Annotated in this window: 12 protein-coding genes; 3 read left to right on the top strand and 9 right to left on the bottom strand. The window is 43.5% G+C overall.

Annotated features, from left to right (window positions below; genetic code table 11):
* Positions 1 to 172: 172 nt before the first annotated feature.
* The 3 genes from norW to AB4238_RS06465 all read right to left on the bottom strand — a co-directional run bounded on the left by norW (position 173) and on the right by AB4238_RS06465 (position 3,450).
* Positions 173 to 1,351, bottom strand: coding sequence for an NADH:flavorubredoxin reductase NorW (gene norW / locus AB4238_RS06475; protein WP_372032329.1), 1,179 nt, complete (start codon positions 1,349 to 1,351; stop codon positions 173 to 175).
* 38 nt (positions 1,352 to 1,389) lie between these two features.
* Complete coding sequence (gene norV / locus AB4238_RS06470; protein WP_372032328.1) at positions 1,390 to 2,877, bottom strand: anaerobic nitric oxide reductase flavorubredoxin; 1,488 nt, start codon at positions 2,875 to 2,877, stop codon at positions 1,390 to 1,392.
* A 360-nt stretch (positions 2,878 to 3,237) separates the two neighbouring features.
* Complete coding sequence (locus AB4238_RS06465) at positions 3,238 to 3,450, bottom strand: cold-shock protein (RefSeq protein WP_020911253.1); 213 nt, start codon at positions 3,448 to 3,450, stop codon at positions 3,238 to 3,240.
* Positions 3,451 to 4,321: 871 nt separating this feature from the next.
* On the opposite strand from AB4238_RS06465, the gene AB4238_RS06460 reads away from it, so the two are divergent.
* Complete coding sequence (locus AB4238_RS06460) at positions 4,322 to 4,681, top strand: VOC family protein (protein WP_372032326.1); 360 nt, start codon at positions 4,322 to 4,324, stop codon at positions 4,679 to 4,681.
* A gap of 98 nt (positions 4,682 to 4,779) precedes the next feature.
* Here AB4238_RS06460 and torS read toward each other — a convergent pair whose 3' ends face one another.
* Positions 4,780 to 7,794 carry a TMAO reductase system sensor histidine kinase/response regulator TorS gene (torS, locus tag AB4238_RS06455; RefSeq protein ID WP_372032324.1) on the bottom strand — a complete coding sequence of 1,005 codons (3,015 nt, stop codon included), beginning with the start codon at positions 7,792 to 7,794 and terminating at the stop codon, positions 4,780 to 4,782.
* Between the two features lie 147 nt (positions 7,795 to 7,941).
* On the opposite strand from torS, the gene torT reads away from it, so the two are divergent.
* The gene (gene torT / locus AB4238_RS06450; RefSeq protein ID WP_372032322.1) at positions 7,942 to 9,006 is read left to right on the top strand and encodes a TMAO reductase system periplasmic protein TorT; all 1,065 of its coding nucleotides are present in this window, start codon (positions 7,942 to 7,944) and stop codon (positions 9,004 to 9,006) included.
* Between the two features lie 35 nt (positions 9,007 to 9,041).
* Here the strand turns inward: torT and torR are convergent, their stop codons facing one another.
* From torR to AB4238_RS06430, 4 genes are all read right to left on the bottom strand, one after another.
* The gene (gene torR / locus AB4238_RS06445) at positions 9,042 to 9,752 is read right to left on the bottom strand and encodes a two-component system response regulator TorR (RefSeq protein WP_372032321.1); all 711 of its coding nucleotides are present in this window, start codon (positions 9,750 to 9,752) and stop codon (positions 9,042 to 9,044) included.
* Positions 9,753 to 10,083: 331 nt separating this feature from the next.
* On the bottom strand, positions 10,084 to 10,830 hold the full coding sequence (locus AB4238_RS06440; RefSeq protein WP_372032320.1) for a TorF family putative porin: 747 nt from the start codon (positions 10,828 to 10,830) through the stop codon (positions 10,084 to 10,086).
* A 103-nt stretch (positions 10,831 to 10,933) separates the two neighbouring features.
* Complete coding sequence (locus AB4238_RS06435) at positions 10,934 to 11,767, bottom strand: ion transporter (RefSeq protein WP_372032318.1); 834 nt, start codon at positions 11,765 to 11,767, stop codon at positions 10,934 to 10,936.
* Between the two features lie 111 nt (positions 11,768 to 11,878).
* Positions 11,879 to 12,838: a GlxA family transcriptional regulator gene (locus AB4238_RS06430; protein ID WP_372032316.1), complete on the bottom strand. Its 960-nt coding sequence runs from the start codon at positions 12,836 to 12,838 to the stop codon at positions 11,879 to 11,881.
* A gap of 108 nt (positions 12,839 to 12,946) precedes the next feature.
* Here AB4238_RS06430 and AB4238_RS06425 point away from each other — a divergent pair, with 108 nt between their 5' ends.
* The gene (locus AB4238_RS06425) at positions 12,947 to 13,738 is read left to right on the top strand and encodes an MBL fold metallo-hydrolase (RefSeq protein WP_372032315.1); all 792 of its coding nucleotides are present in this window, start codon (positions 12,947 to 12,949) and stop codon (positions 13,736 to 13,738) included.
* 53 nt (positions 13,739 to 13,791) lie between these two features.
* On the opposite strand, the gene AB4238_RS06420 is transcribed toward AB4238_RS06425, so the two are convergent.
* Complete coding sequence (locus AB4238_RS06420) at positions 13,792 to 14,091, bottom strand: winged helix-turn-helix domain-containing protein (RefSeq protein ID WP_372032313.1); 300 nt, start codon at positions 14,089 to 14,091, stop codon at positions 13,792 to 13,794.
* Between the last annotated feature and the right edge of the window lie 131 nt (positions 14,092 to 14,222).

The raw sequence follows: 14,222 nt of genomic DNA, 5'->3' as shown, positions 1-14,222 counted from the left end.
GGTTCAGCATGGAGCAAAGCACCTGTGATTAAAGCCCATTAAATTCCCACTGAATCATGCATCTTCAAGTAGAACGGGTATACATTAGGGGCGCTAATAAATGACAACAATATGCAGAGCGAGCCATAAAAAAAGGCCGCCTGTGCGACCTTTGCGAATACAGCTGATTCTGTTATGCCGCCGAGACTTTTCTTAGCAGCGAAAATGCCTGCTTAGCATTTTCATCCGTGACCACAAAACCTGTCATATTGTTTAGCTCATCATAAGCTTCTGCAATAACTCCTAACTTATCAAACCCGACTTTCCATGAAGAGTCCGCGCTAAAGTGACCACCCACTTGAATAGGGTATGTAGGCGTTTTAACTTTCACCATCATTGGTGGCAATGTCAGTTGCGACATTTGGCCTAGCAGCTGCTTTGCCAACGCATTAGCACTGAGAATAATCGGTTGTAAGTAAGCCATCACCTTACCATTAATCTCGGCGCAGTCACCCAAGGCATAGACATTTTCAGCTGAAGTATTAAGTCGCTCATCGACCACAATACCGTGTCTCACCTCTAAACCTGCTTGCTGCGCTAACTGAGTATTTGGCCGTAAACCAGCAGCTGATATCACACAATCGACTTCAAAGCGTCTAGCTGCACTTGTCGTTACAGTCAGCTCTTGCTTCTTCAACTCCGCATCATTTTCGATTAGTGAGTTAGCAGTAGATAAGTCAATTGTGCTCACAGTATCATTTAGCGCAAGCGTCATGCCTGCATCAAGCAAGGTATGTTCAAGTTTCAGCGCGACAAAATCGGGGGCAACGTTCGCAAGCAAGCGACTGCTTGGCTCAACCACTACCACCTCTTTCCCGCTGGCTTGCAGATCCATCGCGAGCTCTGTACCAATCAAACCTCCGCCCATTAGCAATATTCGAGTCGCACGACTTAAGACCGCTTGCGAACCACGATACTCAGACAAACTATTGAGGGTAATAACACTGCCTTTGCCTTCACCTTTAATAGGCGGTACAAAGGCGCTAGCGCCCGTGGCAAACACTAACTTAGCGTAATGATAAGTTTGACCACCAGCATCTAAACTCTGCATTTTAGTGTCAATACTATCGACCCTAGTATTAGTCACTATTTCGACTTGCTGCTGCGCCGCAAAGTCAGTAGCTGATAGCAATATCAATGCATCGGCATCTTGCTCTTTTGAGAAGACATGACTTAAATCGGGCTTGTTATACTCATCACCGTTGTCGGCTGTTATCACTAGAATCGGCAGTTCAGTGTCTTGTCTGCGAATATTTTTTATCAATTGATAAGCGGCAAAACCGCTACCAATGATCACAACAGGTACTGTCATGATGGAATCCTCTTAATACCAATCGGTATAATACGTCTCTAGCCGTTATGCTCAACAAACACATCTTTACCCAAGTTGCACTCAGGGCAGAGAAAGTATTCAGGTACGTCAGCCCAAGTAGTTCCAGCTTCAATCTCTTGGCTTGGTTCACCTTTAGCGGGATCATAAACCCAATTACATACAGTGCAGATCATGCATTGGCAATCAGCACTGTGCTCAGTAAGCGCCACCTCTTCAGCATTTTCTGATACAGGCTTAGCTGTTTGAGCAGCAGATTTAGGCTCAGTGTTTAACGTTGCATTAGCAAGACTAGCAACGGTAGTTAGAGGTTGCAGTGCCCACTGTTTTGCAATTTGACGGCCATGTTCACGACATTCACGCATCGCTTTGCCATCAGGTCGCCATTTGGTTTTTAGGCCCAATGCAGTTTGAAAGCCAGCATCCATTAAGCGAGTGTTGATCCGATCGACCGCGCCGCCATTCCAGCCATAACTGCCAAATGCCGCTGCTTTTTTACCTCTAAACCTAAGACCTGTGATCTCTTCTAACATGCCAGCTATTTTTGGCATCATGACATTATTCATGGTTGATGAACCGACAAGCACACCTTTAGAGCGGAAAGTGTGCGATAAGATTTCATTCTTATCGTGTTTAGAAACATTAAACACTTTTACGGCGACACCTGGGTCAACATCATGAATACCTTGGGCAATAGCATCTGCCATCATACGGGTGTTATTCGACATTGAATCATAGAAGATAGTGATCTTGTCTTCTTGGTAGCTGTCAGCCCACTCAAGGTACTGATGAATAATCTGGGTCGGGTTGTCACGCCAAACAATACCGTGAGCTGTTGCAATCATGTCCACAGGCACGTTAAAGCTCAACACTTCATGAATTTTGGCGGTAACGAGACTGCTAAAAGGGGTAAGAATATTAGCGTAATAACGCAGACACTGCTCTTTAAGCTCATTCTGATCAACCTCATCATTAAACAGATGCTCATCGCAGTAATGCTGACCAAAGGCGTCATTACTAAACAGCACAGCATCTTCGGTCATGTAGGTCATCATGCTATCAGGCCAGTGCAGCATTGGCGCTTCAATAAAGATAAGTTGTTTACCATTACCAATATCGACACTGTCACCAGTTTTAACGATCTTGAAGTTCCACTCTGGGTGATGGTGATGACCGACAATAGAGTCTACTGCTGCTTCAGTACAGTAGATTGGCGTGCCTGGTATTTTCTGCATCAAGGCCGTTAACGCACCAGAGTGATCTTCTTCGGCATGGTTTATCACAATGAAATCGATACTATTAAGATCAATTTCCATCTCTAGGTTTTGAATAAACTGGTGGCTAAATCTATGGTCAACTGTATCGATTAATACCGTCTTCTGCTCACGGATGAGGTAACTGTTATAACTGGTACCACGGGTCATTTTGTATTCTGTACCATGGAAGTCTTGTACTTCCCAATCGCGTTGGCCGACCCAGTGGATATTGTTTTTTACATGAATTGTCATTAGCTACTACCTAAAAGACTAAATAAATTTTTAATTTCTAAGTTGAGTAATTGCACTAACCGTGCCAGATATCTAATCGCTTGAAAGTGCTAGGTATGTATAAAAAACAGACATCAGAGTAGTGTCTTTATAACATAAACAACAACGGTCAAATAGACAGCCGTAGTGTCTTAAAGACAATACCCAGTAAGAGTCTTTATGACAAGAAGAAGAAGAAGGAAGAACAATAATATCAGACTGCGCTAAAACGCAAAAAGCGAACCTTTCGGCTCGCTTTTCAAATAATCAAACAAGGTTAACCTAGCTTAATTATCTCAAGTGACTCAATTAGTCTTTAGACTGTTTGAGTCGACTTTCAACTTAGATAGCAACTACGTTAGCTGCTTGTGGGCCTTTTTGGCCTTGTTCTAGGTCGAAAGAAACTTTTTGGCCTTCAGCAAGAGTTTTGAAACCGTCTGAAGCGATTGCACGGAAATGTACGAATACGTCAGCGCCGCCATTGTCTTGAGTGATGAAGCCAAAACCTTTGTCTTCGTTAAACCATTTTACGATACCAGTAGTTGAATTAGACATTTTGTGTCCCTTATATAATTAAAAATTAATAAATCTATCGCGAAATTGCGATGTGCTGAGAGCTTGAATTATTAAATGTGACGATGAAGCTAAGGGAAACACTATGGATAACAACGATAACGCAGTAATCAGAGGCTTACTTTTACTTGATGGTTCACTAATAACTCTGAATGCCAGAGCAAGGCGTACTTTACAGCAGTCAGGGATATTGTAAAGGTTTAATTTATGTAAAAAGAGATCACAGCGGCGCTTTTTCGCTGATGCTTACAGCGTCGGGTAAAAGAATCTACCTTACAATTAATCGTTCAAAAAAACGAACAGGCACATTAAGGTCTATTTGATATTTTTTAACCTAATACAACATTCAAACATATTTCAGATAGACTCATGCTGATAAGTTGAACCGCTAACCGCTTTTTTGGGGCACGATTTTGAGGGGCGTTATAGCAGTAGCATTTGATACAGGGTCATGCTGCAACAACCTAAAGCCATTGATTTTGTTAGAAAAACTATCAAAGAAAATTTTACAACTGCCGATAACGCTAATATTTTTAAGTGACACGGTGCGTGTTATAACTCAATTAACAACGGAATTAAAGACGACTAGGGATAAGTATGTATAGCAGAAAACACGAAAATCAGCTGTTTTGTAAGTGTAAACACTGTAACTCAGAGGATGTAAGTATAACGTTTTCATTTATCCCCAACCTACTGTCATACCCATTAGGCCTATGTGTACTGACTTTAATGGGGATCCAACCATTTCCGGTGAAACTACAATGTAATACCTGTGCCAAACCGTTCTATGGCAGCGGGATACACCATTAATCAAACTCATTTTATTCGGCTCTAAATACGAGAACTAGCTTATATGGATAACCCTGCAACACTACTCATCGTGCAAAACCTGCAGCTATCTAAAACCTTTTACCTAGACATATTAGGACTTGAGTTGATATCTGAAACTGACTCTTGCCTTAAGTTGCTCGCAGGAAACCACAGTGTATTGATGTTTCAAGGAACGTTACCAGCCAGTCAATATGAACACGGTTACAATGCCAGTTCGACACTGGTTTTTAGCGTAAAAAATCTTGATGAAAAAATCACAGAGCTAAAGTGTCACAATGTGGAATTTATTCATCAAACACCCAATGCAAATGACTGGGGCCGATATGCAGCCTTTAAAGATCCATCAGGCATAGTGCATGAGATTTTTGAGCCTTACGATTAGTCGGCAGTGTTTTGCATTGTTGTAAAACGCAATCAATGACATGCAGTAAAGCGCTGTCAAACACTGCATTAAAACGCTATGGGTTATGCTTTAGCCGACTACGTCTGCTCTGCGTTTTTCTGGCCATCAAGCCATTTAGATAATTCATCTAATGAGCGCTGCCACAGCTCAAATAGTGCTGGGTGTTGCTCTAATTGATAAGTAGCAGCACTAATTTTGAGCTGTTCGATGTCACGACATTTTGCAGCAAGTTGCGATAATCCCATGCTGGCACTACTGCCCTTTAAGGCATGCAGTACTCGTTCAAAATCTTCAGGCGCTTTGGCAAGTGTCGCCATATGAACTTGGCTAGAATCTTGATAAAGGCTAAATAACTCCACCACGGCCTCTTTACCCAAATAGCCCATATCTTGGCTCAACTGCCCATCATCAAGCAAAGGCTCTAGTTTAGCCTTACTCTTAGCGGCACTATCTTGTTCCATCTTTGTACTCGCACCTATCTCAATCTGACGCTCTATATCACTTTCTGTATTGACTACGCCTATTTGCCAATCGGTGACACAGCAATCATTATCGGTGGTATCGGGCTCTTTCGCGCAGCCAAGCCAAACTGACAACGCCTGCATATCCAATGGCTTCATCAATACCTGATCGAAACCTTTAGCTTGGTAGTTCTCCATATCTTCAGCTTGCAACTGCGCAGTAAAGGCAGCAATTGGTGGTGCATGTTCTGCTTGTGCACTAATCTGTTGCAGCTCTCCTAATAAGCTAACTCCCGAGCCATCTCCCAATTGAATATCTAGCATGATGGCATCATATTGAGTAGCTGTTTGCTGGGTGTAGAGCTTCCGTGCAGCTTCGCAGCTAGTGGCCAATTTAGAGTCATGACCCAAGTGTGCAAGAAACCCCTGAGCAACCATTGCATTAATCTTGTTGTCTTCTACCACGAGTACCTGCTTTGAGTTCACCCGTTCAGCCTGTTGTTGTAGTGTCCTGTCGGGTCCTTCGCAGACTGTTAATGGTAATGAAAAACCAAAGCAACTTCCCTGCCCTACTTCGCTTTTTACCCACAACGCTTTTGTGCTTCTAGGCGCTGAACTCATTAACTCAACCAACTGTTTACTGATAGCAAGGCCAAGCCCTGTGCCTCGATCGCGACCTTCACTGACCTCACTACTGTAGGCTTTAAAGAGTTGCTTCATCGCGTTCGCATCAATTCCGACACCGCTATCTTGTACTTTAAATGCTAGCTCCTGTTGCTCAATAATGACTGACAGCTCGACCGTACCTTTTGGAGTAAATTTAATGGCGTTACCAAGTAAGTTAAACAATACCTGTCGTAATTTTGGTCCATCGACATAGACCCATTTCGGTAAACTTTTATAGTTCGCCACCAAAGTGAGCCCCGCCAAACTGGCTCCCGCTAACATAATTGCAGTGACTTCATCCAACAACTGCGCTAAATCTACAGCTCTGGGCTCATTGGCTAACTTACTCTGCTCTAGCCGAGAGAAATCTAAAATATCGTTAAGCACCGTTTGTAACAGCGTACCGCTATACTGCGACAAAGCCAGCATTTGCCTTTGTGCAGGTGGTAAATTGGAGTGTCCAAGTAACGTTAATGTACCCAATAGTCCATTCAGCGGTGTTCTAATCTCATGACTCATAGTGGCTAAAAACAGTGATTTAGCTTGGTTAGCTTGCTCTGCCATGTCTCGAGCTAGTACATGACCTTTTGCTTCTCGATCTAACTGCACATTAGCCTCTGCCAACTCTAATGTTCGCGCCTCGACTTTCGCTTCCAAGGCTTGCTTATGCTCATATAACTCTTCTGCAGTATCACGCAGTTCTGCTTGCAATTTAAGATTGTGTTCAGTCTTTTGCTTAAACGCTTTAATTGCACTCGCCATCGCAGCAAGTTCATCATCGCCTTGGGTATCAATAGTCACTGCAGTGTTACCTAGACTTAACTGCGCTAATGCGTTAGTAGCGGCATTAAGCTTGAGCGCTATGCCCTGATAGATCACCTTATAAATAACGAACGCTATCACTAACAACATAAGTAACCCTGTAAATAACAGGCTCACCTTCGACCAACTCAGTTGGCTTAGGTAATCGCTTCTGGCATTATCGGCCTCTATACGTTGTGTAAGCATGGCGCTATCGACAGCACCATTTAGCGCGTCGAGTTTGTCGGTAAGTGCCTGCAGTTGTAACTCTTGGATTTGGTTTAGTTGAGTATGATGTTTTTGCAGCAAGATACTTTGCGGCAAGGTTTGCAAAATAGTGACCTGTTTTGCAAATGCTTTTGCCCGCACGGGGTCGCGTATAAAGTTAGATAAACTGGTTAAAGAAGCAAAATAGCGGGCACCGGCGTCAGAGCTAGGATCATTAAGACCAGAAATTGATACCCCTAGTTGTGCTAACTGGCTGTCATTTCTAGCTAATGAATTAAACACTGTACTGTCTAACTCTGGTGACTGAAATACCTGTCCCATCAGCGCTATGTTATGCACGATCTTCAGTGCTCGATTGAGTCGCTCTTGAATATCAACATCTTGCTCTATCAAGCTATCAAGTAACTTAGACGTTTGCTCTGTACCCACAGCTTGCGGGTAAGCTAAACTGAGTTTAGACAAAATCCCCGAATCGACAATCGCAAGCTCTGCTAACAATAACTCAGTACTTTGATTTGAGGCCTTCACCAGCGCTTTACCCTGTAACTGCAATTGGTAACCAGCCAAAATGCGCTCGCCAACTTGCTCTCCAAGCAAGGACAGATCGCCAATTATGTCCGATGCGCTTTGCTCAAGGCCTAGATCAAAGTTCACATCGAGGGCTTTAAGTACTTTAATCGCATTTAGCATAGCCGCGCTGTTAATTGACAATTTTCGCCCAATTAACTGCCGCTGCGACTCTTGCTCAGACAGCCCAAGTCGCTTAGCATTTTCGGCGAGGGCGTTACTTGATAACACCAACTGACGAGCAGCCTCAGATGCAGGCAGCGCTCTGTCATAAAGATATTTGTCAGCCTGCTGTACCCAGTGCAGACTTAAGCTTCCAAGAGAGACCAATAGCAGTAACAACAGCGCCAATAAACTGAAGGCCAGCATTAAGCGACCTATTAGGCTCTTTCTTGATAAAGATAATCTGGGTCGCGGCAATAAGGATAATGACAAAGGACTCACTCTTCTACGCTATGCTGTTACAATATCTAACATTAGTATCTAACATTAGCACGAAACAAAGGGATGTTAACTATGGCGAAAGCTTTACTGCAATGGAAAAGTGTACTACTTGCGCTGTCACTCGTCAGCCCATTAGTCAATGCAGCAGTTACCGTGCCTACATGGTCGCTTGAGCAGCGACAGCCCTTTGATCAAACCATTCAGCAAACAACATCAATACAATATACTCCACTTGCTCAAGCCAAAAAGGACTGGCGGATTTGCGTGTTGATGCCGCATTTAAAAGATAGCTACTGGACTGGTATTAACTATGGATTAGTAGAGCAAGCTAAAAAGCTGAACTTACATCTAGCAGTGTTTGAAGCCGGTGGATATTACGCGCTGGACAAACAGTTAACTCAGCTCGACAACTGCATGAAGCACAACTACGATGCGATCTTGCTTGGCGCAGTCCGCCCAGACATACTCGAGCTCTATCGACCACCTATCAACAAACCCATTATCGCCTTAGTCAATCGTTTAGACAGCAAACAAGTTAGCACCCGGATTGGGGTAAACTGGTATCAAATGGGCTTTCAAGCCGGTCAATATATACGTAGTCAAACCATTCAACCAACCCAAGTTGCACTGTTAGCTGGCCCCGATAAACAAGGCGGCAGTGGCTTAGTTGAACAAGGGTTAACCGCTGCGCTGATCGACAGCCAAGTGACGATTTCAGCTGTGCGTCACGCTGACAACAATCGTAATTTGTATCGCGATGAAATTGAGAGTCTCCTAAGCAACCAAACACCACAATATATTCTAGGCAGTGCAGTAGCCATTGAAGCTGCAGTTGCTATTTTAAGGCAGCTGCAACTTGAAGATGATATCAAACTGGTTAGCAGTTACCTCTCACCGGCGATTCTTCGTGGGATCTATCGGGATCGGGTTGAATTTAGTAATGATGACTTAGTCGTTATACAAGGTATGCTCGCCATTGATGTGGCAGTAAAAGAGCTTCAAGGCGCTACAGCCTTTGGTGATATTGGCCCAAAAATTCAGAGCCAGAGTATCGGTAATATTAATAAGCAGGTACTAAAAACCAGCTTAGCTCCGGCTGACTATTACCCCATCTATCGCGTAAACGAGGTCGACTAATTAGCTTTACTATTTACGCTCATCCAACTCTAGCTCTAATCTTTAACCTTGGCGGCAAATAGATAGCCTTCACCATGTACTGTAACAAATAGCTCAGCAGATAATTTATTACGCAACCGTCTGATAATCACATCAATGGTTCTATCATTAACGTCTTGATTACGGTGGCTAGTTTGCTGCATCAGTCGGTCTCGTGACAACACTTGTTGCGGATGCAGTGCAAAAGCGGTGAGCAGTTCAAACTCAGCTTTGGTCAGCTTAATCACCTCTGCGTTACAGCTTAATTGGCGGCTATTCAGCTCCAGAATGTAGTCGTTAAAAGCGATGACATTGTCATTAGGGTCGGCAGCTTCCGCAATTTCGTCTTTCGCTTTTTGTACTAAGGATATACGCCACAGTAAGTTTTTAACCCTAACTAACAGCTCCCTTAACTCGAACGGTTTGGTGACGTAATCATCTGCGCCCATCTCCAAACCAACGATTTTATCGATTGTCTCATCACGGCCAGTCACTAAGATAATCCCAACATCACCACGGCTTCGTAGTTCGCGAGCAAGGCTTAAGCCATCTGTGCCTGGTAGGTTAATATCGAGCATGACCAAATCGATGTGTTGCCGCTCAAACTCATGCCACATCTGCTCACCATCTTGAGCTTCGACGACTTGATAGCCCTCTTTCTCAAAATAGCCTTTTAATCTAGCTCTAATGACAGCTTCATCATCAACAACCAGCACCCTATAGCCCATATATCACCTCTACCAACCGCGACGAAAAACTGTTTCGGTATTTTACTTCACTGTATTAACGCAACATTATATACCCGTTCAACCTCAAGATGCCTGTTTTCAGTGACAATTAACAGAGATTTAACCAAGGCATACACCGCCGTGCTCAGTTACCGAGAATAAATCGTTTCAAAACCCAGCCAACGAGAGTGGATATAGACAGAATGTAGCCGCAAGTCCACATCCCTATTTATCAACCGCCCCTAATATTCCAGCGTTACTTCCAGCTTAGGTAACCCTGATAACAAAAAACCGACTTTATTCAGTCGGTTTCTTGTTATCAGGGTATAGATTAAAAACTCTTACTTAAGCCAAAGACCACACGATCATCAAAGATCTCTGTTTGCGTACCATACACTAGGTGTGACTCATCAACTGAGCTGCCGTGGTAACGCAAATCAAAATTCAACCCTACGTAGCTGGCTTCAACACCTAAGTTCCAATGCGTCCAGCCTTCAGCGCCTTCACCATCAAGATCTTGGTAACCAAATGATCCTGAGACCTTAATTCCATTGTTAAAGTCATAGCTTGGGTGAACGGCATAGTTGACGCCTTGCCAACCCTCTACGCCAAACCAATCGTCAATAGTAGGAGTTACTTCTAAGGTCACATTTGCCTGACCAAACTGCTTTCCAACCTTGACCCATAATTCAGTGTAGTTTGAGTAAGAAGCGCCCGGATAAAGATATGAAAACACCATAACATCGTAAGTCACACCGCTATCACCAAAGCTACCAGCTTTACCAATATAAGGGGCGGTGACGATTTCAAGATTAGGGTCTGCAAACTTAATGTTTGATGCAAAAACACCGGTGTACCAACCATCATCGTTGCCCCAACCTAACGTGCCCTGTACCACGGGAACATCGCCATCCATTGTTTCAGACTCGCCGCGAAAAACGTAGTCAGTAGCAAACTTAACGTTACCACTTAGCTGGCCACCAAATAGCTCATTGTTATCAGCCGCAAGTGCAGTCCCCATTGAAGTTGCGGTTAGGCTTACAAGCATCAAAGCATGTGCAGTTTTCATAATCATCATCCCATTGTGTTATTTGAGACAAATGTTACTCCCAAGTTATTAATAGCTTTGGGAGCAGATATGAACCAATAAACCAACAATATGAAAATATATGAATAGCGAGTTACCCAGCCTTTTGTAGTAGCAATCCTTTCAACTCTTCAATCTGCTGTTTTAGCTCAGCAACGTCGGCCGCACTGGCGGGTTGCTCACTTGCAGGTATGTCAGTATTAGCTTCATCTTCAGCACGCATTGCCGCTGTTTCTTGGGTCATGACATCAAGTACTGCACCTACCATCATGTTTAAAAATACAAAAGCGGTCAGAAAAATAAAGCTCAAATAATAGAGCCAGCTCAATGGGTAAACCGCCATAGTTTCGTACATCACCGAGGTCCATGACTCAAAGGTCGATACCCTAAACAGCGTTAACATTGCCACGGAGACATCGCCCCATAAAAAATCATTAATATCGGCAAATAACATGCTGCCAATCGCGCCGTAGATATAGAAAATGACAAACATTAGCAGCGCGATATACCCCATTCTCGGTATCGCTTTTAGCAGTGCGTTTACCAGCATTCTCAACTCTGGGATCATCGATACCAATCGTAATACCCTGAAAATACGCAGCAACCTTGCCAGTAAAATTGCCGAGCCACCAGCAGGAATTAAACTACCAATGACAATGATGGTGTCGAAAATATTCCAACCACTACTGAAGAAGCGCTTCGGACCATCGCTTGCGAGAAATCGAATAACAATCTCAACCGCAAAAAAGACAGTGATACCAAGATCAAGCAGCACTAGGCTCTTTTCCATCCAACCAGGCAGATGATAAGTATGTGCCCCAATTGAAAGGGCTGAAACAATGATGACAAAAATAACAAAGCCTTGAAAAACCTTGCTGTTATCGATGAGTTTTAATTTCGATTGTAGAGCTGAGACATTGGCGAGCACTTACGGTTCCTCGAGTTAAACGGAGATAGTTCTAAAAAAGAGCGTCATTATCCCCAATAAAGTGAGGATCGCGAAGTTTAAATAGTAATACTTAATTTTGTATTAATTTAGTCAGCCAGAAAATGTCTTTCGCCATTGGGTTGGAGAGACACTAAATGCCTGCTTAAAATGCTTGCGGTAGACACTTTGTGAGCCGAAACCAGACTGCTCTGCGACCAATGCTATTGAGGTAGAAGAGGTTTCCAGCAAAGTCTGGCTTAACTTTAACCTTTGATTGAGCAACCATTCGCCAAAAGTACAACCATATATTGCTTTAAAATGACGGGTAAAGGTACGCCTACTCATGGCACAGCGTGCAGCGACTTCATCAATCTTAATCGGCAGATTAAGCTGTTGCTCAACCAGCTCCATCACCTTAGAGAAACTCGTCTCGCCAAGCGGCTTATCAGGTATAGGCAGTGGAATATATTGCTGCTGCCCACCAGAGCGAAATGGCGCTGTCACCATTTTCCTTGCCAGATCAGCTGCAACCTCATTACCAACAAAACGCCGTAATAGATGCAAGCAACAGTCGAGGGCTGCCGCGATGCCCGCAGAGGTGACGATTTGTTCATGCTCAATAAATAGTGGTTCACTGTCGAATAGAACTTCAGGAAATCGACTTTTAAATGCTTGGCTGTAAGCCCAGTGTGTTGTGGCAGCTTGGCCGTTCAGTAAACCTGTCTCGGCGAGCACAAATGCCCCTAAACATAAGCCAACCAGTAAGGCGCCTCTTCGATGTGCCTCGACTAGAGCTTTGAGTAAATGAGCCGGAGCCGACGGTACATCACTAGGCCAACTGGGGACAATGACAATATCAGCGCAACTTAACGCTTCAAGCTGCTCCTTGGTTTGCAAGGTAAAGCCACTGCTATTTTTGAGTGGCTTGCTACTGATGCTGCAGATGCTCACATCGAACGGCTGGTAATCTTCGATGAACATATCCTGAAAAACTAAACAGGGCACAGACAGATGGAATGCACTTATTCCATCAAAAGCGAGTATCGCCATTTTATATTGTTTATGTTTCATTCAATGACCCAATATGAGCGTAAGGTGACCTTTAGGACAGTATTGCACGGATTTCAATTTCCCTATAATTCCCGCTATCAGTTCAGCTATTTTTAAACAGGATAGACTATGAAAATTCATCATCTACGCAACGCGACTTTTGTCATTGAGTCTGGCGAGCACTTTATTCTCATCGACCCTATGTTAGGTGCTAAAGGGAGTATTCCTCCTTTTTCAGTCATGCGCTTTAAAGCAAAGAAAAACCCAACCGTTGAACTACCAAAAAATGCTGCAAGCCTGTTAAATAAAGTCACTCATACTATTTTGACCCATAGCCAGACCTTAGGCTTTAAGCCTCTACAACATTCAGATCATCTAGATGCTGCAGGCGAGCAGTTTCTGGTGAGGCGTGATATTCCGGTCACCACACCTGCAAAAGATAAGGACTATCTAGAGAAATACGCGATTAGGGTCGAAAATGGGGTTGAAGACTGGCAAAGTATCGATTTTCTCGGTGGCAAGATCACTGCTATTCCAGCACAACATGGTCATGGTTGGATCCATAAAGTGATGGCTAACGGCAGTGGATTCTTTGTTGAGTTGCCTAATGAACCTAGTATTTATATTAGCGGCGATACCGTATTAACAGACAATATTAAGCGGGCTTTAGCTGAACTCAAACCAGATATAACCGTGGTCGCGGCGGGCGAGGCGCAGATGGATGTTGGTCAACCTTTGTTGATGTCGAGCAAGGAGGTGTTGGAATTTATTGCCCTATCACCAAATAAGGTCATTGCCAACCATATGGAAGCATTAAACCATTGCCCGACAGATAGGCAAACCTTTAGCCAAGTGCTTAAACGGCATGGTTTAGCAGATAAAGTACTAATACCTGCTGATGGCGAAACATTGATACTTTAACTGTTGATAGAGCAATAAGATTAAGCGAAAGGTTGGACTTAGGTGCAACCTCTTTAAGCGCTTAACACTGACGCTATTTCAGCCTGATGTTTGCTCACCCATGCACTATCAATAGCTCCCCAACTATTTATTCGATAATAACCAGCATTATTGCGTTCCCCCTGCTGTACAAACTCACACTCAATACCGAGATCAATAAACGCGGCTATCGCATCTTGTAAAGTTCTTCTCGGCATATTAGTCAGCTTATGCAGCGACAACAGGTTGTGTTTATCTGTGCTTATTTGATGGGCGATAAAAAGCTTACGGTAAAATGCTATCTGCTGTTTTGAGGCGGTTGCTTGTGGGTTCATTAAGTCTAATCTTCATAACGTTATAACCATTAAACTACTTTATCTGCTGTAAATAACAAGCAGACTTGGTCAATATGTTGCCAAATATGTCTCACGCTGGCAGTTAATTGCTAGATGCTGATATAGTCGAT

Source organism: Shewanella sp. 10N.286.45.A1 (assembly GCF_041470405.1).
Lineage (GTDB): Bacteria > Pseudomonadota > Gammaproteobacteria > Enterobacterales > Shewanellaceae > Shewanella.
This window is presented reverse-complemented; position numbering and strand designations above follow the sequence as displayed.